Below are 21,221 nucleotides of genomic sequence, written 5' to 3'. Positions count from 1 at the left end.
CGCGATGGCTATCGACTTTGGCAGGACGGCCGACGATTACGTACGCCATCGGGCGGGTTTTCCCGAAGCGTTCTTTGAACGCATCTTCCAGGATGGCACGGCGCGCGCCGGCCAGCAGGCGCTCGACCTGGGCAGCGGCACCGGCACGGTCGCCCGGGGCCTGGCGTTGCGCGGCTGCACGGTCACCGCGCTGGATCATTCGGCGCCGCTGCTGGCGCAGGCGGCCGAGCTCGACCGGGCTGCCGGCGTGCAGGTGAAGCAGGTGCGGGCGCGGGTCGAGAACGCGGATTTCCCGTCGGCCTCGTTCGACCTGGTCACCGCCGGGCAGTGCTGGCACTGGTTCGAGCGCGCACGCACCGCGGCCCTGGTGCGTCGCTGGTTGCGCCCGGGCGGACGCTTGCTGATTGCCCACTTCGACTGGCTGCCGTTGAACGGCAACATCGTGCAGGACACCGAGCGGCTGATCCTGGCCTGCAATCCCGGCTGGACCCTGCACAGCGGCAGCGGCCTGTATCCTGCCTGGTTGAAGGATGTGGCCGAGGCCGGTTTCACCGATTTGCGCACCTGGTCGTTCGACCTGGACATCCCCTACAGCCACGAGGCCTGGCGCGGCCGGATCCGTGCCAGCGCCGGTATCGGCGCCGTACTGGATGCGGCCAAGGTGAAGCATTTCGATGGGGAACTGGCCGCGATGCTGGCCAGCCGTCATCCGCACGAGCCGCTGGCGGTGCCACATCGCGTATGGGCCTTGAGCGCCGTGGCGCCGGGGTTGCCGGATTGACGGCAAGCGCGTCAGCCCACCGCCATCGCGCGCACCACGCCGATGGCGGCCATCACCAGCAAGGCGATCCAGCCGACTGAGGCCAGTCCGAAGCCGGGGCCGCGTTTCGCCGGCTCGGCCATGTACGCCACCGCGTACCACACCCGTCCCGCCACCCAGACCAGTCCGGCGATGCCGGCCCAGCCGGTGAAGCCGTAGGTCGCCGCCAGCCACAGCGTGGGCAGGAACATCACGGTCTGTTCCAGCGTGTTCATCTGCACGCGGTAGGCTCGCTCGAACATCGGGTGCCCACTGGTGGCCGGTGCCTTGATCGCGTACTTGCCGCGGGCGCGGCCCACCAGCCAGCTGGTGCCGAACAGCAGCAGGATAGTGAGCAGGGTAACCAGGGCGGGCAACTGGGTCATGGTGGTCCTCGGCAGATGGGGTATCGGTGGCGTGCCGCTTGGCGCGATCGCGGGCGTGGCGCTATCGTCGCACGATGGCGCCACCGCACGGCGCCCGGCGAGGACATCATGGATTGGCGAAAAGGTGGCAGCAGCAGCAACGTCGAGATCGGCGGCAATGGCGGCGGTCGGCGCTTCGGCGGCGGTGGCGGCCGGATGGGCATCGGCGGCCTGATCGTGCTCGCGATCCTGGGCTGGGTCTTCTTCAAGAATCCCATGGCCCTGCTCGACCAGGGCGGCAGCGCGTCCTACGCGCCGTCGTCCGACACGCCGGCCCAGGTCGATCCGGAGCAACAGGCCTTCGTCAGCGCGATCCTGCATTCGACCGAGCAGACCTGGGGGGAGATCTTCCAGGCCAGTGGCATGACCTATGTCGAGCCGAAGCTGCACCTGTTCAGCGGCGGCGTCAGCACCGGCTGCGGCGGCGCGACCAGCGCGGTGGGGCCGTTCTATTGCCCGGCCGACCAGAAGGTCTACCTCGACCTGGCCTTCTTCCAGCAATTGCAGGACGAGCTGCATTCGTCCGGCGACTTCGCCCGCGCCTACGTGATCGCCCACGAGGTGGGCCATCACGTGCAGAAGCTCACCGGCGTGTTCGACAAGGTCGACGAGGCACGCCGCCGCGGCGCGCCGATGGATGGCGCCGACGGCCTGTCGGTGCGCCAGGAGCTGCAGGCGGACTGCTACGCCGGCGTGTGGGCAAACCACAGCCAGCGCGAGTTGAACTGGCTGCAGCCGGGCGACATCGAGGAGGCCCTGAACGCCGCCAGCCACATCGGCGACGACGCCCTGCAGCAGCAGTCGCAGGGCCGGGTGCGGCCGGACACCTTCACCCACGGCACCTCGGCGCAGCGGGTGAAATGGTTCAAGACCGGCTTCGGCAGCGGCGACGTGAGTCAGTGCAACACGTTTGCGGGTGAACCCTGAGCGCGTGTTGAACGTATCGTTTGGTCCGCCGTGCGGCGGGTTGCGGACGCTCTAGAATCGTCCGCTGCGCGCCGCGGGGTGCGCCATGAGCTGCGCCCGGGTTCGATTCGATGCTGCATCCCTGTTTGCGTTGCGGTGCCTGCTGCGCGTATTTCCGCGTGGCCTTCCATTGGTCGGAGACGGAGGCGTTCCTGGGCGGCAAGGTGCCGCCGGAGCTGACCGAGAAACTCGATCCGCACCGCGTCGTGATGCGCGGCACGCAGGCCGCACAGCCGCGTTGCACCGCCTTGCAGGGCGTGGTGGGCGAGGCCGCGCAATGCGGTATCTATCCGCTGCGGCCATCGGTGTGCCGCGAGGTGCAGCCCTCGTGGGAGTTCGGTGCGGCCAGCCCGCAGTGCGACAAGGCGCGCCTGGCGCACGGCTTGCCGGTACTGCAGCCGGAGGATTGGCTCGACCCCTTCGATGCCGGCGAGCCGCCGTTGCCGCAGAGTGCCTGAGCGGCCTCGACTGTCGGGCGCGCGCCTTATTTGCGCGGTGGTGGCTTGCTGCCTGTGCGCGGCTTGGCGCCGCCTGGCCTGAATCCGCCGGGTTTGTGGCCGCCCGGCTTGTGGCTGGGGGCGTGGTGTGCGGGCGGTGCCGCTGAGCCGGTGTCGTTGCTGTCCCACTCGTGGATGCGCAACTGCTGCTGCACCACCCACACCTTCTTCAGGTGCTCGAAGATTTCCTTCGGCATGCCGTCGGGCAGGTCGATCAGGCTGTAGTGGTCGCGGATGCTGAGGCGGCCGATGTACTGGCTGTCCAGTCCTGCCTCGTTGGCGATCGCGCCGATGATGTTGCCCGGCTTGACGCCATGCTCGTGGCCGACTTCGATGCGGTAGGTGCGCTTGCCTTGTTCGGTGGCATGCGCGCGCAGCGGGCGCGCGGCGAACTCGCGCGTTGGCGCGCCCTCGTGACTGCGCGGCTTGTGCTCGCGGGCCGTGCGGCTGGCACCGTCGCGCTCGCGCGGCTTGTGTTCGCGCGTGGCCGGCTCGTACTTCTCGCGCTTGGGCGGCGGCGCCAGCAGCAGCGGTTGGTCGCCCTGGGCGATGCGCGCCAGCGCGGCGGCGATCTCGACCGCCGGCACGTTGTGTTCCTGCTCGTACTGCTCGATCAGCTGCTGGAACTGGCCGAGGTCGCCCTGCGCCAGCATGTCGCTGATGCGCTGCTTGAACTTGCCGATGCGTACATCATTGACCACCTCGACCGACGGCAACTGCATCTGCTCGATCGGCTGGCGGGTGGCGCGCTCGATCGCGTGCAGCATGCCGCGTTCGCGCGGGCTGACGAACAGGATCGCCTCGCCGCTGCGCCCGGCGCGGCCGGTGCGGCCGATGCGGTGCACGTAGCTTTCGGTGTCGTACGGGATGTCGTAGTTCAGCACGTGGCTGATCCGCTCCACGTCCAGCCCGCGCGCGGCCACGTCGGTGGCGACCAGGATGTCGAGCTTGCCGTCTTTCAGCTGCTGGATCACCCGCTCGCGCTGCGCCTGGGCGATGTCGCCGTTGATCGCGGCGGCGGCCAGGCCGCGCGCCTGCAGCTTCTCGGCCAGCTCCTCGGTGGCCTGCTTGGTGCGCGCGAAGATGATCATCGCGTCGAACGGCTCGGCCTCCAGGATGCGGGTCAAGGCATCGAGCTTGTGCATGCCGCTGACGAACCAGTAGCGCTGGTGGATGTTTGCCGCGGTCGTGGTCGAGGACTTGATGGTGACTTCGACCGGGTCCTTCAGATGCCGCTGCGCGATCTTGCGGATCGGCACCGGCATGGTCGCCGAGAACAGCGCGACCTGGCGCCCGGGCGGGGTGGCCTGCAGCACCTTCTCGACGTCGTCGATGAAGCCCATGCGCAGCATCTCGTCGGCCTCGTCGAGCACCAGGAATTTCAGCTCCGAGAGGTCCAGCGTGCCCTTGTCCAGATGGTCGATCACGCGGCCGGGCGTGCCGACCACGACGTGCACGCCGCGCTTGAGCGAATGCAGCTGCGGGCCGTAGCTCTGGCCGCCGTAGATCGGCAGCACCTGGAAGCCGGGGACGTGCGCGGCATAGGTCTGGAACGCCTCGGCCACCTGGATCGCCAGCTCGCGCGTGGGCGCCAGCACCAGCGCCTGCGGCTTGCCGGCGCGGCGCTCGATGCGCGAGAGGATCGGCAAGGCGAACGCGGCGGTCTTGCCGGTGCCGGTTTGCGCCTGGCCCAGCACGTCGCGGCCTTCCAGCAGCGGCGGAATGGTGGCGGCCTGGATCGGCGAGGGCGACTCGTAGCCGACGTCGGCCAGCACGCGCTGAACGTCGGGGTGCAGTGCCAGCGCGCCAAAGCCGGACGGGACCGGGGCGTGGTCGGAAGTGGGGGATGACATGGGGAAACCTCGGAGCGGAACGCAGCGCCGTGAATGAGACGCGCAAGGGGCGGATTCTACCAGTCTCTGCCGACGCGCGTGGCCGGCAAGCCTGAACGGGCTGCCATCGTGGCGGCCAAGTATGCTGGCGGTTCGCGCGACCAGGACAGTACAAAGCCATGGCCATCGAAACGATTTCCGAACAGCGCCTGCATGCGGGCGTGCAGGGTTTCTATCGGCATGAATCGCATGCCTGTGCCGGCCCCATGCGCTTTGCCGTCTACCAGCCGCCGCAGGCGGCGCGGCAGCAGTGTCCGGTGCTGTATTTCCTGGCCGGCCTCACCTGCACCGAGGAAACCGCCACGATCAAGGCCGGCGCGCAAAGGCTGGCGGCCGAACTGGGCCTGATCCTGGTGATGCCCGATACCAGCCCGCGGGATACCGGCTTCGACGGCGCCACCGGCGACTGGGAGTTCGGCGAAGGCGCCGGCTTCTACCTCGACGCCACCGAGGCACCGTGGTCGACGCGCTTCCGCATGGCCAGCTACGTCGTCGATGAACTGCCCGCGTTGGTCGGCACCCATTTCCCGGCCGACCTCGCGCGCAGCGGCATCTGCGGCCATTCGATGGGTGGCCACGGCGCGCTGACCCTGGCCTTGAACAATCCTGCACGCTATCGCTCGGTGTCGGCCTTCGCCCCGATCGTGGCCCCCAGCCAGGTGCCGTGGGGGCGCAAGGCGCTCCCGCGTTACCTGGGCGACGACCCGGCGGCCTGGGCCGCGCACGATGCCTGCGAACTGGTGCGGCGGCAGACCTTTCCCGGCACCATCCTGATCGACCAGGGCGAGGCCGACGGCTTCCTTGAGGCGCAGCTGAAACCGGAACTGTTCGACCAGGCCTGCGCCGAATCCGGACAGGCCCTGCTGCTGCGCCGGCACGCCGGCTACGACCACAGCTACTGGTTCATCACCAGCTTCATCGACGACCACCTGCGGCACCACGCCGAGGCGCTGGGCTTGCTGTAGGAGCCCGCTCGCGGGCGATACCGTTGCCCCGGAGCCGCGAGGAAAAGAGCATCGCCCGCAATCGGGCTCCTGCCGTGGGAGACTCGGCGCGTGTCGGCTTGCTCAGGCCTTGGCCGCCGGGCGCCGGTTGTTGCGGCGGCGCTGGTTGCCGGCGGCGTGATCGCCGCGGCCCTGCGGCGCGTAGCCGTTCGGCCGTGCCGCGCCGGCGGGCTTGCCCTGGCGCGGTGCCCGCGACTGCTGGCGCTGACCGCCGCCACCCTGCTTCGGACGCGGCGCGCCGGCATCCAGTCGCAGCGGGGCGGACGGCTCGTAACCGGCCACGGCGGTGATCGCGATGTCCTGCTTGAGCAATTTGCGGATGTCGAACAACAAGCCGGATTCGTCATGGCTGACCAGCGACAGCGCCAGGCCTTCCATGCCGGCCCGGCCGGTACGGCCGATCCGGTGCACGTAGTCTTCGGCGACCGACGGCAGGTCGAAGTTGATCACGATCGGCAACTGCTCGATGTCGATGCCGCGCGCGGCGATGTCGGTGGCGACCAGCACGGTGACGCGGCCGCTCTTGAAATCGCTGAGGGCGCGCGTGCGCGCGTTCTGGCTCTTGTTGCCGTGGATCGCGGCGCTGCGCAGGCCCGAGGCGTTGAGGTAGGTGACCAGTTTGTCGGCGCCGTGCTTGGTGCGGCTGAACACCAGGCTCTGGCGGCGGCTGTCCTGCGACAGCACGTGCAGCAGCAGGTCGCGCTTGCGCGAGGCGTCCACCGGGTGCACCTGGTGGCTGACCAGGGCGGTCACGGTGTTCGGCGCCGAGACCGAGATCTCGCGCGGGTTGTGCATGAACTCCATCGCCAGCGTCTTGATCGCCGGTGCGAAGGTGGCCGAGAACAGCAGGGTCTGGCGCTTCTTCGGCACCACCTGCAGGATGCGCTTCAGCGCCGGCAGGAAGCCCATGTCGAGCATGCGGTCGGCTTCGTCCAGCACCAGCGTTTCCACCGCGGAGAGGTCGAGCGTGCGCTGCTGCAGGTGGTCGATCAACCGGCCCGGGGTGGCAATGACGATGTCCACGCCGCGGCGCAGCGCATTGATCTGCGGACCCATGCCGACGCCGCCGAAGATGGTGGTGGCGCTGACGTGGATGTGCTTGCCGTAGTCGCGCATGTTCTCGTGGATCTGCGCGGCCAGCTCGCGGGTGGGGGTGAGGATCAGTGCGCGCGGGCGGCGGGTCATGGTCTGCCCGCTGGTCGACAGTTTCTGCAGCAGGGGCAGCGCGAACGCGGCGGTCTTGCCGGTGCCGGTCTGGGCGGCGGCGAGCAGGTCGTGACCTTCCAGCGCCGGCGGGATCGCCGCGGCCTGGATCGGGGTGGGATTGGCGTAGCCGTAATCGGCGAGCGCACGCAACAACGCGGGCGCAAGGCCCAGCGAATCGAAGGACATGAAACACTCCTGGGCAACCCGGAGTGTTCATACCGTGTTGCGAAGCAAAGGGAAGGGGGGCGGCAGGTGCCGCTGCCATCGTGAAGATGACGGCCCGGCAAGTATAGCGGATTCGACGCGCCGGCGTCTGCCCCTTCGGCAGGAGTCAGCGCGGGTGGTGCGCCACCACCAGGTAGCTGTTGAACGGGGTGCGCCCACGCAACGGCTCGATGCGCACCTCCAGCCCCGCCTGCTCGAGTGGCTCGCGCAATTCGCCGGCACTCGGATAATGCTGCGCACCGCCGGAAATCCAGCCGGAAGCATGCAGAAAGAACTCCTCCACGCGGGTGGCGTGGAAGCGCCAGTTGGCCTCGCGCAGTACGTTGCGGATGATCAGGCAGCCCTGCGGCGACAGGTGCCGGGCGGCGTCCCGCAGCAGGGCCGGCTGGCGCACGGCGGGCAGATAGTGCAGTACGTCGAGCAGGGCGACATGGCCCTGCTGCGCGGGCAGTTCGGCGGCGTCGGCCTGTTGCAGCCGCATCATGGCATCGAGTCCCGCGCGTTGCACCGCACGTTGGCCCGCCAAGATCTTGCGCCGGTCGTGGTCCAGCCCGAGGTAGGGCTGGTGGTGGCCTTGCGCGTGCAGGTACTGGCCCAGCAGGCCGATGCCGCAACCGATGTCCAGCAGCGGCAATGCGGTGCCGTCGATCCGCGCCGCCACGGCCGCGTAGACCGGGTCGCTGGCCAGCTTGCCGCGCACGTAGCCACGCTGCAGGCTGCCCTGATAGAGCCGGGCGATGCGTTGCCGGGTGTGACGGTCCATGCGTGTCCCGCGTGCCGAAGATGCGGCCAGCCTAGCAAGCTTGCCGGGGCGGTGCGGGGTTGCGTGGCGGGCCGGCCTCGTGCATACCGTGCGCAGCGCTGGCCGACGGCCGCTCCCTGGAGTTCCGCGATGTCATGGTTTGCACCCCTGCGCCAACTCGATGTCACCCAGCGGCATACGGTGGCGGCGAGCTTCCTGGGCTGGACGCTGGATGCGTTCGACTTCTTTCTGCTGGTGTTCGTGCTGGGCGACATCGCCGACGATTTCCACGTGCACAAGACCGAGGTGACGCTGGGCATTTTGCTGACCCTGGCGGCCCGCCCGCTCGGCGCTCTGCTGTTCGGCAGGCTGGCCGATCGCTACGGGCGCCGGCCGGTGCTGATGTTCGACGTGCTGCTGTTCTCGTTGCTGGAACTCGCCTGCGCCTTCGCGCCGACGCTGACCGCGTTGCTGGTGCTGCGCTTCGCCTTCGGCATCGCGATGGGCGGTGAGTGGGGCATCGGCGCCTCGCTGGCGCTGGAGAGCATCCCGGCGCGTTCCCGCGGCATGGTTTCCGGGCTGCTGCAGAGCGGCTACCCGTGCGGCTACTTTCTCGGCGCGATCGCCTACTGGGTGGTATTCGACGTGCTGGGCCTCGGCTGGCGCGCGATGTTCGTCGTTGGCGTGCTGCCGGCGTTGCTGGTGCTGTATCTGCGCAGCAAGGTGCCCGAGTCGCCGGTATGGCAGGCGGGACAGGTGGGCAGGCAGCGGCGGAGCCTGCGCGATTCGATGCGCGGGCAATGGAAGCGACTGCTGTACATGATGCTGCTGATGATGGCGTTCAACATGTTCAGCCATGGCTCGCAGGACATGTATCCGACCTTCCTCAAATCGCAGTTGCACCTGCAGGTCGGCGCGGTGACCGTGCTGACGATGCTGCTCAACGCAGGCGCCATCCTCGGTGGTCTGAGCTTCGGCGCCTGGTCCGAACGCATCGGCCGGCGGCGGGCGATGATCGTGGCGGCGCTGCTGGCCCTGCCGTGCATTCCGCTGTGGACGCATGGCGGCTCGCTGGTGCTGCTCGGGTTGGGCGCGTTCCTCATCCAGGTGATGGTGCAGGGGGCCTGGGGCATCGTGCCGGCCTACCTCAACGAGTTGTCGCCCGACGACGTGCGCGGCACCTTGCCCGGCTTCGCCTACCAGCTGGGCAATCTTCTGGCCGCGAGCACGGCCACCGCGCAATCGTGGCTGGCCGACCGCAGCGGCGGCAACTATGCGCTGGTGATGGCGGGGTGGATGGCCGTGGTCGCCGTCGCGCTGGCGCTGCTGGCCTGGCTGGGGCCGGAGGTGCGCGGTACGCGCTTTGGCAGGTCGCACTCCTGATAGAATCGCCGGTTTGCGCCCTCTTGCGAGACACATGATGAAAGCTGGAAAGGACAAGGTGGTTTCCCTGCACTACACGCTGACGGTGGCCGGCGACAAGGTCGAAAGCTCGCACGACCGCGACGAGCCGTTGTGGGTGCTGCTTGGCCACGGCCAGCTGATTCCCGGTCTGGAAGCCGCCCTGGAAGGCCACGAAGCCGGCGAGAATCTCGCGGTGGACGTGGCCGCCGTGGACGCCTACGGCGAGCGCCAGGAAGGCCAGATCCAGCGCATGTCCAAGAAGTACTTCCCGCAGGCCAGCCGACTCAAGCCCGGCATGGTCACCGTGCTGCAGCTGAAGCAGGGTGGCCAGCGCGCCGTCACCGTGCACAAGGTCGGCATGAGCACGATCGACGTGGATCTCAACCATCCGATGGCCGGCAAGGACCTGCATTTCGATGTCGCCATCGGCGAGGTGCGCGAGGCCACCGAGGAAGAACTCCAGCACGGCCATGCCCATCCGCCGGGCAGTGCGGAGCACTGAGCAGGGGATATCGAATCAAGGCAATGACGGCGCCCTCGGGCGCCGTCATTCGTTGGCCCTCTCCCTTCCACGGGAGCGTTGGAGAGGGGTAGCCCGGGCGACCCGCGGAAGTCCCACTGCGGGTGAAAGGTCCGGATGAGGGCCGGCAATTCGTGCAGGGGCGCACCCTGTGCGCGACGATCTTCGCCGCGTAACGAAAGGCATCGTGCACAAGGTGCGCTCCTGCAGGGTTCCGGCCCGTGTGGCCCCTCAATCCAGCACCCGCTTCCCGTACGCGAAATGATCGCCCCAGTACGGCCCGTCGATGTCGTCCAGCCGCACCGTGCCACCGCTGTTCGGCGCATGCACGAAACGCCCCTTGCCGACGTACACGCCGACGTGGCTGATGCTGCCGCCGATGTCGAAGAACACCAGGTCGCCGCTGGCCAACTGGGTCATGCGCTTCACCTTGTGCGCGCGCATCGAGGCCATGGCGTGCGAGGTGCGTGGCAGGGCGATGCCGGCCGCCGTGCGGTAGATGTAATCGACCAGCCCGCTGCAGTCGAAGCCGCCGGCCGGCGTGTTGCCGCCCCAGCGATAAGGCGTGCCCACCAGGCCGATCGCGCGGAACAGGATGTCGTTGGCTTCGCCCGCGCTGGCGGCTGACGGTGCGCGTGGCGGCAGGTCGGCCAGCGCGGAATGCGAAGTCCTGTAGGTCGGCTCGCGATGGTGCGGCGCGCTGGCGCAAGCGGCCAGCAACGCGAGCATGGCGCCGAGCAGCAAGGCGTGCGTCATGCGCCGGGCGGCGGCGATCGACGTGACGCGGCGTGTTCGGTCCATGCGCATGGCGGGGTCCCGGCTTGAGTCGGGCTGAGGTTATCAAATCAATGGGTTGGAAGAAAGTTCTCACAAGTTGGTGCAGTTGTGGCCATGCCGCGGTATCGGCGCAGCTGGTTACAATCCGTCGATGGATTCGGATCGCGACGATGTGTTGATCCTTGGTGGCGGCGTCATCGGGCTGGCCTGTGCGCTGCAACTGCGCAAGGCCGGTGCCAGCGTGCGCGTGCTGGAGCAGGGCACGCCCGGTTGCGGCAGTTCGTACGGCAACTGCGGCACCATCACGCCCAGCCATGCGGCGTCGCTGGCCATGCCGGGAATGATCGGCGTGGCGTTGCGGTCGATCGCCCACGCGGACGCGCCGCTGTATCTCGACCCGCGCCTGGACGGGCCGCGGCTGCGCTGGCTGCTGGGTTTCGCGCGCCATTGCAACTGGCGCGACTTTCATGCGGCGACCCATGCGCGGCTGGCGATCCTGCAGCGCTCGCGCCGGTTGCTCGGCGAGCTGGTGCGTGACGAAGGGCTCGACTGCGAGTTCAGCGAGCAGGGCACCTTGCATGTCTACCGCACGGACCGGCTGCGCCAGGCGGACGAGAAGGGGCATGCGGCGCTGCTGGAAAAACTCGGCGTGACGGTGCAGCGCCTGGACGGCGCCGAGGTCGAGGCGATGGAGCCGGCCTTGAAACCGGGCGTGGCCGGCGGCGTGCTGCATCCGCAGGATGCCTCGCTGCGGCCGGACCGCTACGCGGCCGAGCTGGCGCGCCGCGTGCTCGAATGCGGCGGCACGATCGAGAGCGGTGCGTGCATCGAGGGCTTCATCACCGACGGTACGCGGATCACCGGCGTGCGCACTTCTCGCGGCGCGTTCCGCGGCGAGCGCATCGTGATGGCGCTGGGCGCGTGGTCGCCGCTGCTGGCACGACAACTGGAGCTGCGCCTGCCGATGCAGCCGGGCAAGGGTTATTCGATCACCTGGGATCGTCCCGCGCTGGCGCCGCGCCGTGCGCTGAGCCTGCGCGAACCTTCCGTCTGCGTCACCTGCTGGAGCGACGGTTTCCGGTTGGGCAGCACGATGGAGTTCTCCGGCTACCGCACCGGGCTCAATCGCACCCGTCTGGAGGCGTTGCGCCGCGGCGCCGCCGCGAACCTGCGCGAACCGGCCGGTGGCCGGCTGTTGGAGGAATGGTGGGGTTGGCGACCGATGAGCGTCGACGAAGTGCCGATCATCGGCCCCAGCACGCGCTGGACCAATCTGTGCCTGGCCACCGGCCATGGCATGCTGGGGGTGAGCATGTCGGCGGCCACCGGTGAACTGGTGGCGTCGCTGCTGGCCGGCACGCCGGCGCTGCTCGACGCCACCCCCTACGCACCCGCGCGTTTCGGGCTGTAGCGATCGCGGCGCCATCCGTCGGCGCCTCCCACGAACGCCGAGGAGCATGCGATGACGGCAAGCCATGACCTGATCGTGCTGGGCGCCGGTTCCGGCGGCCTGGCCACGGCCTTTCGCGCAGCCAGGCATGGTGCCCGCGTGGCCCTGGTCGAGCCGCGAGAACTGGGCGGCACCTGCGTCCATCGCGGCTGCGTGCCGAAGAAGGCCATGTGGATCGCCGCGCAATGGGCGCAGGAGCAGCGCTGGGCGACAGCGCTGGGGTTCGATGCACAGCCCGGGCCGCTGGACTGGCGGCACTTTCGCGAGGTGCGCGTGGCCTACATCGGAGGCATCGACCGTCGCTATGCCGAACGGCTGGAGCAGGCCGGTGTCGAGCTTGTGCGGCAAGCCGCGCGATTCGTCGCGACGGACACGGTGGAGCTGGCCGATGGCGGCCGCGCGCAGGCGCCGCACGTGGTGATCGCCACCGGCGCACGGCCGCGTCGGCTGGATCTCCCCGGCTTCGATCTGGGTCTGGTGTCGGACGACATCTTCGCGCTCGACGCCGCGCCCGCGCGCGTGGCGATCGTCGGCGGCGGTTACGTGGCGTCGGAGTTCGCCGGCTTGCTGCGGGCGCTCGGCTGCAGTGTCGAGATGCTGGCGCGCGAGCGCCTGCTCGGCGGGTTCGACGCGGAACTGGTGCGCGCCCTGCGCGAACACATGCATGGCCAGGGCATCGCCGTGCAGCTGGACACCGACGTGCGCGGCGCACGTCGCACCGACGATGGCATCGTGCTGGACGACGCTGCCGTTGCCGGCACGCGAGGTCCCTACGACGCGGTGCTGTGGGCGGTGGGGCGCGTGCCGAACACCGAATCGCTGGGCCTGGATACTGTCCGCGTGAAGCGGGACGACAAGGGCCACGTCACGACCGATGCCTGGCAGGACACCAACGTCGCGGGCATCCACGCGGTGGGCGACGTCACCGGCCGGCATGCGCTGACCCCGGTGGCGGTGGCCGCCGGGCGCGCGCTTGCCGACCGCCTGTTCGGCGGGCAGGACGAGTCGCGGCTGGATTACCGCAACATCCCCAGCGTGGTGTTCTCCAAGCCGCCGCTGGGTCGCGTCGGCCTTACCGAGGAAGAGGCCCGCGAGCGCCACGGCGACGCGGTGCGCATCCACTGCAGCCGCTTCACGCCCATGGCCTGGGCGCTGGTGGGCAAGCGTGAGCAGAGCCTGATGAAACTGGTGTGCGTTGGCGAGGACGAACGCGTCGTCGGCATTCATCTGCTGGGCGCGAGTGCCGACGAGATGCTGCAAGGGTTCGCGGTAGCCCTGAAGCGCGGCATCCGCAAGCGCGATCTCGATGCCACGGTGGCGATCCACCCGACCTCGGCGGAAGAGCTGGTGTTGATGGATTAGTGGCCGCGATCGAAGACTCGGGATTCGGGGGAGCGGCCGCATGCGGGCTTTGGCTTTCGACTCCCCAACCCTGATCCCGGCCCTTAGACTACCCCCATGGACACGTTCACCTTGCACCGGGGCCGCGTACCCCTGCTGATCAGCCTGCCGCACGATGGCAGCTTCATTCCCGCCGACATCGCCGCGCGCATGCCCCCGGCCGCGCGGCGCTCGCCCGATACGGATTGGCACGTGGCGCGGTTGTACGAGCCGCTGGCCGAGGCGCTGGGCGCCAGCGTGCTGAAACCTGCCGCCTCGCGTTACGTGGTCGACCTCAATCGGCCTGCCGATGGCCATGCGCTGTATCCGGGCCAGCGCGAGACCGGCCTGGTGCCGTTGATCGGTTTCGATGGCGAGCCCTTGTACCGCGACGGCGATGCGCCCGACGCGGCCGAAGTTCAACGGCGGATAAACGAGTACTGGCAGCCTTACCACGATGCATTGGCGCAGGAACTTGCGCGGTTGCGGGCCGAACACGGCCGCGTGGTGCTGTGGGAAGGCCATTCGATCCGCAGTCGCGTGCCGATGCTGTTCGAGGGCAGGCTGCCGGATTTCAACCTCGGCACGGCAAACGGGGCGAGCTGCGATGCCGCCCTGCAGATGCGCCTGACCGATGGCCTGCAGGCGCAATCGCGCTTCAGCGTTGCGATCAACGGGCGTTTCAAGGGCGGTTACATCACCCGTCATTACGGTCGCCCGGACGCCGGCGTGCAGGCGGTGCAACTGGAGCTGGTGCAGCTCAACTACATGGACGAGGCGAGCTTTGCCTATGACGCGTCGAAGGCGTCGCAGGTGCAGGCGTTGATCGAATCCTTGTTGCGCACCTGTCTGGACTGAACGCAAGAAATTGCCGGCGGCCGGAGCGTTTTTCGACTGTCAAGATCCGGCGCGATCCGGCGCACCGAAATGGCCTGCTGCATTCAGCAGCCGTATGTCTTGTGCGCCGCATTGTCTTGCCGTCGCGCCACCCGAGGCGCCGGGTTCCGGCCGGGCTCGCGGCATTTCTTCTCCGAGGTTTGTCACCATGATGCGTAATGTTCTGATTGCCTCCCTGCTGGTTGCGGGCGTGGCGCTTTCCGGCTCCGTGCTGGCCCAGGCTGCTGCCCCGCAGGCCGCCGCCCCCGCGGCGCAGGCTGCCGTGGCAACCAAGGCCGCCCCAGCGACCGAAGCTGCGCCGAAAGCCGCTGCGCACACGACGACGCACCACAAGACCCACAAGCATCACAAGAGCCACAAGAAGGCCGCCGCCACGCCGACCGCGGGCTGATCCCGCGCCGGCCTGGAAAGGTTCTGGCTGAGTGCCCCGCCGACTCAGGTCGGCGGGTTTTTTTGTGCCGGCAGCGCGGCAATGCACTTGAGCTCGATCGCGATCGGCGTGGGCAGGCTGTGGATGCCCAGCGTGGTGCGGCAGGCGTCGACGCCTGCGAAATATTCCGCGTAGAGGCGGTTGTAGGTCGCAAAGTCGCGCGCCATGTCGGTCAGGAACACGGTGACGTCGATGAGATCGGTCCACTGCGCACCGCTGGCTTCCAGCACGGCGCGCACGTTGGCGAACACCTGTCGGCATTGCGCCTCGATGTCGTAGTCGAGCAGACGGCCATCCGCGTCGTGGACGTTGCCGGGAATGGCATTGCTGCCCGGTTGACGCGGGCCGACGCCGGACAGGAACAGCAAATCTCCGACCCGCCGCGCGTGCGGATAGGCGCCCACCGGTTGCGGCGCGGCGTCGGTGCGGATACCCGCGCCGCTCATGCGCCGCCGGTCCAGCGGCGGGTCAGCTGGGCCACCGCCTGCTCATAGGCTTCGGGCAACTGTTCGCGGCCGCGCACGTCCAGCCCCAGGTCGTGCATGTGACCGTTGTCCAGGCCGTAGATCCACGCGTGCACGGCCAGTTGCTGACCACGCTCCCAGGCTTCACGCACCACCGTGGTGTGGCAGACGTTGAGCGCCTGTTCCAGCGCGTTCAACTCGCACAGGTGGGCGTGGCGCAGGGCGAACGACTGGTTCGGGTCGAGCTTGTCCGAGTGCTTCAGGGCAATGTCGGTGATGTGCCGCAGCCAGTTGTCGATCAGGCCGAGGCGGCTCTCCTTCAACACCGCGCCGACGCCGCCGCAGCCGTAGTGGCCGACGACCAGGATGTGCTTGACCTTGAGCACGTCGACCGCGAACTGGATCGTGCTCAGCGCGTTGAGGTCGGTGTGCACCACCACGTTGGCGACGTTGCGATGCACGAAGATCTCGCCCGGCGGCAGGTCGACGATCTGGGTGGCCGGAACGCGCGAATCCGAGCAGCCGATCCACAGATACTGCGGCGCCTGCTGCTGCGACAACTTCTCGAAAAAGGTCGGGTCCTGCGTGGTGACCTGATCGGCCCAGCGGCGGTTGTTGGCAAGCAGATCGTTCAGTGAGTTCATCAAGGTTCCAGGCGTTTCGGACGGGTGGCGCGGCGTATCAGGGGCTGGCACCGTACGCGATGCAGACGTTTTTCGGTTCGGTGAAGAAATGCAGCGCCTCGGCACCACCCTCGCGGCCGACGCCCGATTGCTTGGCGCCGCCGAACGGCGTGCGCAGGTCGCGCAGCAACCAGCAGTTGATCCACACGATGCCGAATTCGAGTTGCCCGGCCAGCCGGTGCGCGCGGGAAAGATCCTGCGTCCACAGCGACGCGGCCAGTCCGTAGTGGCTGTCGTTGGCGATCGCCAGCGCCTCGGCTTCGTCCTCGAACGGGATCAGCGCGACTACCGGGCCGAAGATTTCCTGCTGGTTGGTCTGCGCCGAAGAGGGCAGCCCTTCGATCACGGTCGGCGCGATGAACCAGCCGCCGGCGCAGCGGCCCGGCACGGCAACCGCCGCGCCGCCACACAGCACGCGCCCGCCCTCGGCGCGGGCCTGTGCGATGCAGCCGAGCACCTTGTCGTAGTGCGCCCGCGACACCATGGCGCCGAGGTCGCTGCGTGCGTCGTCCGGATCGCCCACGCGCAGCGCCTGCACGCGCGCAAGGTAGCGTTCGCGGAACGCGTCGTAGATGGAGCGCTGCACCAGCAAGCGCGAGCCGCACAGGCAGATCTCGCCCTGGTTGGCGAAGCCCGAGCGCACGATGGTGTCGAGGTTGGCGTCGGAAAGATCCGCATCGGCGAACACGATCGCCGGATTCTTTCCGCCCATCTCCAGCGAGACTTTCTTGAACGCCGGCGCCGCGACGGCAGCGATGGCCGCGCCAGTGCGCGTGGAGCCGGTGAACGACACCGCCTTGACCGCCGGATGCGCCACGATGGCCTCGCCGACCCGTGGCCCCAGCCCGTGCACGATGTTCAGCACGCCCGGCGGAAAGCCGGCCTCGATGCTCAGCTCGCCCAGCAGGGCTGCAGTGCACGGCGTGATCTCCGAGGGCTTTGCCACCACCGTGTTGCCGGCCGCCAGTGCCGGCGCGATCTTCCAGGTGAACAGGTACAGCGGCAGGTTCCACGGACTTATGCAACCGACCACGCCGAGCGGCTGGTGCAAGGTGTAGTTGATGGCGCCGGCGCCCGGCGTGCCCGTTTCCATCGCATGCGACTCGCTGCCCCAGCCGGTGATCGCGGCGGCGAAGTAGCGCAGGTTGCTCACCGCGCGCGGGATGTCGAGGCGGCGCGCGAGGGCGAGCGGCTTGCCGCTGTCGCGCGATTCCAGCGCAGCGAACTCCTCCAGCCGCGCCTCGATCAGGTCGGCCAGGCGGTGCAGCAAGTGCGCCCGTTGCTCGATCGGCGTGGCCGCCCAGGCGGTTGCTGCGCGACTGGCGGCGGCCACGGCGGCCCCGACATCGGCGGCATCGGAATCCGGGCATTGGGTCAGCACGCCCGCCGTGGCGGGTTCGTGCACGTCGAGCCAGCTGTCGCTAATGGGCGCCCGCAGGCGGCCGTCGATCAGGTTGGCTAGGCGCGGAGTGGACATCCGCGTCATCTTAAGTCCAGCACGCGACAATTGCACCGAACGCGACCGTACGCAGGGTGCGCGACGCGCTGGATGGGCCGGGCTTCAGTCGGGCTGCTGGCGGGTCTGGTCGCTCAAAGCGAGCGCATGCGCCCACCGTCGACCGGCAGGCTCGTGCCGGTGATGTAGCTGGCCGCCGGGGAGGCGAGGAAGGCGACGGCGGCGGCGGTTTCCGCGGGATCGGCGAAGCGGCCCATCGGAATCTCCGCGGCCATCTCGCGCGCGACTTCCACTTCGCTGCGCCCCGACTTCTGCGCCCGTACCCGCACGATCTGCTCGATCCGCGGCGTGTGGGTGGAGCCCGGCAGCACGTTGTTGACGGTGATGCCCAGCGGCGCCAGTTCGCCAGCCAGGGTCTTGGCCCAGCTCGCCACCGCGCCGCGGGTGGTGTTGGAGACGCCGATGCCGGAGAGCGGCTCCTTCACCGAGGTGGAGATGATGTTGACGATGCGGCCCCAGCCGGCGTCGCGCATGCCGGGGATCACGACCTGCGCCAGCGTGTGATTGGCCAGCAGGTGCTGGCCGAAGGCATCGAGGAATTGCGGCGGCGTGGCGTCGAGGATGCTGCCCGGCGGCGGTCCGCCGCTGTTGTTGACCAGGATGTGCACCGGCGCCGCCGCGACCAGGGCTTCGACCCGCTCGCGCAGGCTGCCGGTGTCGCCCGCATCGGCGACCAGCAGGTCGTGGTGCTGCGCGCCGTCGGTGCGCGGCAGGCTGCCTACCACCTCGGCCAGCACTTCGGCGCGACGCGCAAGCACGGTGACGTTGGCGCCGAGCAGGGCCAGCTCGATCGCGCAGGCACGGCCGATGCCCTGGGAAGCGCCGCAGACCAGCGCATGACGTCCACTCAGATCCAGTTGCATGGAGTTCTTCCTCGGTGAGGGGTCAGGAGGAGAGACGCGTGGCCAGCGCGCCCAGCCAGCACAGCCAGCCTAGCCAGGGACCCAGTCGCCACAGGTGGCGCCAGCGGTCGATCGAGCGGTCGCCCAGCGCCGGCAGTGCCGGCGAGCGCAGCACCTGCTGCATTCGCGCCCAGCGGCGCCAGGCGGAGGGTCGCGCGTGGTCGGCTGCCGCGATGATTTGCCAGTGTTGCGGATAACGCCGTCGCAACAGCGTGGCCAATCGGTATTGCGCCACGAACGACAGCACAAACAGGCCCACCCCGGCGACCAGCAACGCCAGGTACAGCACGATCACGACGAACTGCCGCGTTTCCCGCTCCAGGGCAGCGGCAACTCGTTCAGCAGGCCGTCGCCGTGGGGTGCTTCGCCGCACACCGCGTTGTCGATGGCTTTCTGGTAGACGGAGTTCATCATGCCGATCCACAGCGACCCGTCCGGCCCGTGCGGGATGCTGAAGCTGCCGCTGGAGTTCATCTTCAGGGTGGCCGCGGTGGTGGCGTTGGAGAGCGAGGCCGGCGACTGCTCCCAGTAGGTCTTGCCCGACTGCTGGTCGGCCGAACTGTAGACCAGCAGGTAGTGGGCCTTGTCGCTGTCGATCTTGAAACTGCCGAAGGCACCGCTGGTTTCGTCGCTCCAGCCCATGTGTTCGCACAGGCGGATGTCGTCGAAGCGGATCGGCTGGAAGCCGTCGTCGAGCAGCACGATGGTGGGCGCGAACAGGTAGCTGGCATGCAGCCAGCGTCCGTTCAATTCCGATTTCAGCGCCACCCGGTACGGCAGCTTCATGCCGGTGGGCAGGCGGAAGGCGAGGAAATAGCTTTTGGTGCCGTTGAGGTTGGCGACCATGCTGCCGCTGCCCAGGGTGAACTTCTGCGGCTGCCACGGCAGCAGGCTGCGGTAGGAGAAATCGGCGAAGCTGCTGCAGCAGGGCGTGGCCTGCTGCAGATGCAGTTGGGCGATCTTCAGCGGATCGCCCGGGTCCTCCGCGGGCGGCCGCAGGTTGGGCGGCAGCAACGCCTTGGCGGCATGGCAGCCGGTCAGCGCGAGGGCGGCGGTGAACACGGCGGCAAGGGCGGCGAAGCGGTACGACATGGGCGTCAGAACTCGGCGGTGCCGGCGGCACGCGGGTAGGGGATGGCGTCGCGGATGTTGGACAGGCCGCAGATGTAGACCAGCAGGCGCTCGAAGCCGAGGCCGAACCCGGCGTGCGGCACCGTGCCGTAGCGACGCAGGTCACGGTACCAGCCATAGCTGGCCGGATCGAGGCCGAACTGGATCATGCGGCGGTCCAGATGATCCAGCCGTTCCTCGCGCTGGCTGCCGCCGATGATCTCGCCGATGCCGGGCGCGAGTACGTCCATCGCGGCCACGGTCTTCTCGTCATCGTTCAAGCGCATGTAGAACGCCTTGATCGCCTCGGGGTAGTTCATCACGACCACGGGGCGGCCGACATGTTTCTCGGCGAGGTAGCGTTCGTGCTCGGTCTGCAGGTCGATGCCCCAGGCCACCGGGTATTCGAACTTCTCGCCGGACTTCTTCAGGATCTCGATCGCGTCGGTGTAGTCGATGCGCTCGAACGGCTTGGCGATGAATGCCTCCATCCGGCTGATCGCATCCGGTTGCACGCGTTCGGCGAAGAACGCCATGTCGTCGGGGCGTTCGTCCAGTACGGCCTTGAAGATCGCCTTGAGGAAGCCCTCGGCGCAGTCGGCATTGGCGGCCAGGTCGGCGAAGGCGATCTCCGGCTCGCACATCCAGAACTCGGCCAGGTGGCGCGCCGTGTTGGAATTCTCGGCGCGGAAAGTGGGACCGAAGGTGTACACCTTGCTCATCGCCAGGCAATAGGCCTCGACGTTGAGCTGGCCGGACACGGTGAGGAACGCCTCGCGGCCGAAAAAGTCCTTGCGGAAGTCGATCTTGCCGTCGGGCAGGCGCGGCAGGTTGGCCAGGTCCAGCGTGGACAGCCGGAACATGTCGCCGGCGCCTTCCGCATCCGACGTGGTGATGATCGGCGTGTTGATCCAGAAGAAGCCCTGCTCGGTGAGGTGGCGATGGATCGCCGTCATCATCGTGTGCCGCACGCGCGTCACCGCGCCGAACAGATTGGTGCGCGGGCGCAGGTGGGCGACCTCGCGCAGGAACTCCATCGAGTGCTGCTTGGGCTGGATCGGGTAGGTCTCCGGGTCGTCGACCAGGCCGGTGACGATCACCTCGCCGGCCTGGATCTCGAAACGCTGACCCTTGCCCTGCGAGGGCACCAGGGTGCCCGTGACGATCACGCCCGCGCCGGCGGTGAGGTGCTTCACCTCGCTCTCGTAATTGGCCAGGGTGGCCGGCACTACCGCCTGGATCGGGTCGAAGCAGGAGCCGTCGGTGACGTTGACGAAGGACAGGCCGGCCTTGGAATCGCGGCGAGTGCGCACCCAGCCGCGCACGGTCACCTGGCTGCCGGCATCGATGCTGCCCGACAACGCCTGCTTCACACTGACCACGGCCATGGATTGGAACTCCTGCTGCTTGCGCACCGGTCGGTGCGCTGGATGGTGGGCGCCCGCGCGGCGCGCGGAGCCAAACCCGCATGATAATGTAGGGCTTGCCCGGGTCGCGACACCTGCCGCCCATTTCACGAGATCGAATCCGCCTGCCATGAGCATCAGCATCACCCCCGCTGCCAACGAACGCATGCGCCACTTCCTCGCCTCGACGCCCGCGGCGGCAGGCGTGCGCTTCGGGGTCAAGCGCACCGGCTGTTCGGGGTTTGCCTACGTGGTCGACCTGGCCGAGTCGATGGGCGAGGGTGACCGGCTGCTGGAGGTGGACGGCGTGCCGCTGATCGTCAGCGACAAGAGCCTGGCCCTGGTCGACGGAACCGTCATCGACTTCCAGCGCCACGGGCTCAACGCCAGCTTCGTGTTCCACAACCCGAACTCCACCGGCGAGTGCGGCTGCGGCGAGAGCTTCACCGTCAGCTGAGCGCCTCCGCCCGGCGCGCAGGCTTTTCAATGACTTGCGTGGCCGTTGTGCGTCATCGTACAATTCCGC

At 68.6% G+C, this 21,221-nt stretch carries 23 protein-coding genes; 11 read left to right on the top strand and 12 right to left on the bottom strand.

Going from position 1 to position 21,221, the window contains the following annotated elements; genetic code table 11:
• Positions 1–4: 4 nt before the first annotated feature.
• The gene (locus tag ACFCQI_RS00115) at positions 5–781 is read left to right on the top strand and encodes a class I SAM-dependent methyltransferase (RefSeq protein WP_395119249.1); all 777 of its coding nucleotides are present in this window, start codon (positions 5–7) and stop codon (positions 779–781) included.
• Between the two features lie 11 nt (positions 782–792).
• Here the strand turns inward: ACFCQI_RS00115 and ACFCQI_RS00110 are convergent, their stop codons facing one another.
• Entirely contained in the window at positions 793–1,185 is a 393-nt protein-coding gene (locus tag ACFCQI_RS00110) for an MAPEG family protein (protein WP_395119247.1), read from the bottom strand.
• 108 nt (positions 1,186–1,293) lie between these two features.
• On the opposite strand from ACFCQI_RS00110, the gene ACFCQI_RS00105 reads away from it, so the two are divergent.
• Together ACFCQI_RS00105 and ACFCQI_RS00100 are read left to right on the top strand one after the other, a co-directional pair.
• On the top strand, positions 1,294–2,151 hold the full coding sequence (locus ACFCQI_RS00105) for a neutral zinc metallopeptidase (RefSeq protein WP_395119245.1): 858 nt from the start codon (positions 1,294–1,296) through the stop codon (positions 2,149–2,151).
• Between the two features lie 110 nt (positions 2,152–2,261).
• Positions 2,262–2,648, top strand: a complete 387-nt coding sequence (locus ACFCQI_RS00100; RefSeq protein ID WP_395119243.1) for a YkgJ family cysteine cluster protein — start codon at positions 2,262–2,264, stop codon at positions 2,646–2,648.
• A 26-nt stretch (positions 2,649–2,674) separates the two neighbouring features.
• Here the strand turns inward: ACFCQI_RS00100 and ACFCQI_RS00095 are convergent, their stop codons facing one another.
• Complete coding sequence (locus ACFCQI_RS00095; protein ID WP_395119241.1) at positions 2,675–4,540, bottom strand: DEAD/DEAH box helicase; 1,866 nt, start codon at positions 4,538–4,540, stop codon at positions 2,675–2,677.
• Positions 4,541–4,698: 158 nt separating this feature from the next.
• Here ACFCQI_RS00095 and fghA point away from each other — a divergent pair, with 158 nt between their 5' ends.
• Positions 4,699–5,544: an S-formylglutathione hydrolase gene (gene fghA, locus ACFCQI_RS00090; protein ID WP_395119239.1), complete on the top strand. Its 846-nt coding sequence runs from the start codon at positions 4,699–4,701 to the stop codon at positions 5,542–5,544.
• A 102-nt stretch (positions 5,545–5,646) separates the two neighbouring features.
• Here the strand turns inward: fghA and ACFCQI_RS00085 are convergent, their stop codons facing one another.
• Both ACFCQI_RS00085 and ACFCQI_RS00080 read right to left on the bottom strand, forming a co-directional pair.
• Positions 5,647–6,975 carry a DEAD/DEAH box helicase gene (locus ACFCQI_RS00085; RefSeq protein WP_395119237.1) on the bottom strand — a complete coding sequence of 443 codons (1,329 nt, stop codon included), beginning with the start codon at positions 6,973–6,975 and terminating at the stop codon, positions 5,647–5,649.
• 145 nt (positions 6,976–7,120) lie between these two features.
• Positions 7,121–7,777: a class I SAM-dependent methyltransferase gene (locus ACFCQI_RS00080; RefSeq protein ID WP_395119235.1), complete on the bottom strand. Its 657-nt coding sequence runs from the start codon at positions 7,775–7,777 to the stop codon at positions 7,121–7,123.
• A gap of 129 nt (positions 7,778–7,906) precedes the next feature.
• On the opposite strand from ACFCQI_RS00080, the gene ACFCQI_RS00075 reads away from it, so the two are divergent.
• Both ACFCQI_RS00075 and ACFCQI_RS00070 read left to right on the top strand, forming a co-directional pair.
• Entirely contained in the window at positions 7,907–9,139 is a 1,233-nt protein-coding gene (locus ACFCQI_RS00075) for an MFS transporter (RefSeq protein ID WP_395119233.1), read from the top strand.
• A 37-nt stretch (positions 9,140–9,176) separates the two neighbouring features.
• On the top strand, positions 9,177–9,662 hold the full coding sequence (locus ACFCQI_RS00070; RefSeq protein WP_395121409.1) for a peptidylprolyl isomerase: 486 nt from the start codon (positions 9,177–9,179) through the stop codon (positions 9,660–9,662).
• A gap of 249 nt (positions 9,663–9,911) precedes the next feature.
• Here ACFCQI_RS00070 and ACFCQI_RS00065 read toward each other — a convergent pair whose 3' ends face one another.
• On the bottom strand, positions 9,912–10,436 hold the full coding sequence (locus tag ACFCQI_RS00065) for a C40 family peptidase (protein WP_395121408.1): 525 nt from the start codon (positions 10,434–10,436) through the stop codon (positions 9,912–9,914).
• A gap of 172 nt (positions 10,437–10,608) precedes the next feature.
• Between ACFCQI_RS00065 and ACFCQI_RS00060 the strand changes: the two genes are divergently transcribed.
• The 4 genes from ACFCQI_RS00060 (at position 10,609) to ACFCQI_RS00045 (ending at position 14,575) form a co-directional block, all read left to right on the top strand.
• The gene (locus tag ACFCQI_RS00060) at positions 10,609–11,868 is read left to right on the top strand and encodes an NAD(P)/FAD-dependent oxidoreductase (RefSeq protein ID WP_395119231.1); all 1,260 of its coding nucleotides are present in this window, start codon (positions 10,609–10,611) and stop codon (positions 11,866–11,868) included.
• 51 nt (positions 11,869–11,919) lie between these two features.
• Positions 11,920–13,269 carry a glutathione-disulfide reductase gene (gene gorA / locus ACFCQI_RS00055; RefSeq protein ID WP_395119229.1) on the top strand — a complete coding sequence of 450 codons (1,350 nt, stop codon included), beginning with the start codon at positions 11,920–11,922 and terminating at the stop codon, positions 13,267–13,269.
• 96 nt (positions 13,270–13,365) lie between these two features.
• Positions 13,366–14,145 (top strand): N-formylglutamate deformylase, encoded by a 780-nt coding sequence (gene hutG / locus ACFCQI_RS00050; protein WP_395119227.1) that lies wholly within the window; start codon positions 13,366–13,368, stop codon positions 14,143–14,145.
• Positions 14,146–14,332: 187 nt separating this feature from the next.
• Complete coding sequence (locus tag ACFCQI_RS00045) at positions 14,333–14,575, top strand: hypothetical protein (protein WP_395119225.1); 243 nt, start codon at positions 14,333–14,335, stop codon at positions 14,573–14,575.
• A gap of 44 nt (positions 14,576–14,619) precedes the next feature.
• Here ACFCQI_RS00045 and ACFCQI_RS00040 read toward each other — a convergent pair whose 3' ends face one another.
• The 7 genes from ACFCQI_RS00040 to asnS form a co-directional block, all read right to left on the bottom strand.
• The gene (locus ACFCQI_RS00040) at positions 14,620–15,060 is read right to left on the bottom strand and encodes a RidA family protein (RefSeq protein ID WP_395119223.1); all 441 of its coding nucleotides are present in this window, start codon (positions 15,058–15,060) and stop codon (positions 14,620–14,622) included.
• Positions 15,057–15,722 (bottom strand): carbonate dehydratase, encoded by a 666-nt coding sequence (can, locus tag ACFCQI_RS00035; protein ID WP_395119221.1) that lies wholly within the window; start codon positions 15,720–15,722, stop codon positions 15,057–15,059. The genes ACFCQI_RS00040 and can overlap by 4 nt, the downstream gene beginning before the upstream one ends.
• A gap of 37 nt (positions 15,723–15,759) precedes the next feature.
• Entirely contained in the window at positions 15,760–17,238 is a 1,479-nt protein-coding gene (locus ACFCQI_RS00030; RefSeq protein WP_395119219.1) for an aldehyde dehydrogenase, read from the bottom strand.
• A gap of 113 nt (positions 17,239–17,351) precedes the next feature.
• Positions 17,352–18,140, bottom strand: a complete 789-nt coding sequence (locus ACFCQI_RS00025; protein WP_395119217.1) for an SDR family oxidoreductase — start codon at positions 18,138–18,140, stop codon at positions 17,352–17,354.
• Positions 18,141–18,162: 22 nt separating this feature from the next.
• Positions 18,163–18,474: a hypothetical protein gene (locus ACFCQI_RS00020; protein WP_395119215.1), complete on the bottom strand. Its 312-nt coding sequence runs from the start codon at positions 18,472–18,474 to the stop codon at positions 18,163–18,165.
• A complete protein-coding gene (locus ACFCQI_RS00015) occupies positions 18,471–19,271 on the bottom strand; it encodes a hypothetical protein (RefSeq protein ID WP_395119213.1) in 801 nt (266 codons plus the stop codon). The genes ACFCQI_RS00020 and ACFCQI_RS00015 overlap by 4 nt, the downstream gene beginning before the upstream one ends.
• A 5-nt stretch (positions 19,272–19,276) precedes the next feature.
• Entirely contained in the window at positions 19,277–20,677 is a 1,401-nt protein-coding gene (asnS, locus tag ACFCQI_RS00010; protein WP_395119211.1) for an asparagine--tRNA ligase, read from the bottom strand.
• Between the two features lie 148 nt (positions 20,678–20,825).
• Between asnS and ACFCQI_RS00005 the strand changes: the two genes are divergently transcribed.
• Positions 20,826–21,152, top strand: a complete 327-nt coding sequence (locus ACFCQI_RS00005; protein WP_395119209.1) for a HesB/IscA family protein — start codon at positions 20,826–20,828, stop codon at positions 21,150–21,152.
• The last annotated feature ends 69 nt before the right edge of the window (positions 21,153–21,221 follow it).

It is taken from the genome of Rhodanobacter sp. FW102-FHT14D06, from assembly GCF_043950705.1.
Lineage (GTDB): Bacteria > Pseudomonadota > Gammaproteobacteria > Xanthomonadales > Rhodanobacteraceae > Rhodanobacter.
This window is presented reverse-complemented; position numbering and strand designations above follow the sequence as displayed.

Coding starts and splice junctions, on each gene's coding strand:
- ACFCQI_RS00115 (WP_395119249.1), top strand. CDS start 5: ATGGCTATCGACTTTGGCAGGACGGCCGACGATTACGTACGCCATCGG.
- ACFCQI_RS00110 (WP_395119247.1), bottom strand. CDS start 1,185: ATGACCCAGTTGCCCGCCCTGGTTACCCTGCTCACTATCCTGCTGCTG.
- ACFCQI_RS00105 (WP_395119245.1), top strand. CDS start 1,294: ATGGATTGGCGAAAAGGTGGCAGCAGCAGCAACGTCGAGATCGGCGGC.
- ACFCQI_RS00100 (WP_395119243.1), top strand. CDS start 2,262: ATGCTGCATCCCTGTTTGCGTTGCGGTGCCTGCTGCGCGTATTTCCGC.
- ACFCQI_RS00095 (WP_395119241.1), bottom strand. CDS start 4,540: ATGTCATCCCCCACTTCCGACCACGCCCCGGTCCCGTCCGGCTTTGGC.
- fghA (WP_395119239.1), top strand. CDS start 4,699: ATGGCCATCGAAACGATTTCCGAACAGCGCCTGCATGCGGGCGTGCAG.
- ACFCQI_RS00085 (WP_395119237.1), bottom strand. CDS start 6,975: ATGTCCTTCGATTCGCTGGGCCTTGCGCCCGCGTTGTTGCGTGCGCTC.
- ACFCQI_RS00080 (WP_395119235.1), bottom strand. CDS start 7,777: ATGGACCGTCACACCCGGCAACGCATCGCCCGGCTCTATCAGGGCAGC.
- ACFCQI_RS00075 (WP_395119233.1), top strand. CDS start 7,907: ATGTCATGGTTTGCACCCCTGCGCCAACTCGATGTCACCCAGCGGCAT.
- ACFCQI_RS00070 (WP_395121409.1), top strand. CDS start 9,177: ATGAAAGCTGGAAAGGACAAGGTGGTTTCCCTGCACTACACGCTGACG.
- ACFCQI_RS00065 (WP_395121408.1), bottom strand. CDS start 10,436: ATGACGCACGCCTTGCTGCTCGGCGCCATGCTCGCGTTGCTGGCCGCT.
- ACFCQI_RS00060 (WP_395119231.1), top strand. CDS start 10,609: ATGGATTCGGATCGCGACGATGTGTTGATCCTTGGTGGCGGCGTCATC.
- gorA (WP_395119229.1), top strand. CDS start 11,920: ATGACGGCAAGCCATGACCTGATCGTGCTGGGCGCCGGTTCCGGCGGC.
- hutG (WP_395119227.1), top strand. CDS start 13,366: ATGGACACGTTCACCTTGCACCGGGGCCGCGTACCCCTGCTGATCAGC.
- ACFCQI_RS00045 (WP_395119225.1), top strand. CDS start 14,333: ATGATGCGTAATGTTCTGATTGCCTCCCTGCTGGTTGCGGGCGTGGCG.
- ACFCQI_RS00040 (WP_395119223.1), bottom strand. CDS start 15,060: ATGAGCGGCGCGGGTATCCGCACCGACGCCGCGCCGCAACCGGTGGGC.
- can (WP_395119221.1), bottom strand. CDS start 15,722: ATGAACTCACTGAACGATCTGCTTGCCAACAACCGCCGCTGGGCCGAT.
- ACFCQI_RS00030 (WP_395119219.1), bottom strand. CDS start 17,238: ATGTCCACTCCGCGCCTAGCCAACCTGATCGACGGCCGCCTGCGGGCG.
- ACFCQI_RS00025 (WP_395119217.1), bottom strand. CDS start 18,140: ATGCAACTGGATCTGAGTGGACGTCATGCGCTGGTCTGCGGCGCTTCC.
- ACFCQI_RS00015 (WP_395119213.1), bottom strand. CDS start 19,271: ATGTCGTACCGCTTCGCCGCCCTTGCCGCCGTGTTCACCGCCGCCCTC.
- asnS (WP_395119211.1), bottom strand. CDS start 20,677: ATGGCCGTGGTCAGTGTGAAGCAGGCGTTGTCGGGCAGCATCGATGCC.
- ACFCQI_RS00005 (WP_395119209.1), top strand. CDS start 20,826: ATGAGCATCAGCATCACCCCCGCTGCCAACGAACGCATGCGCCACTTC.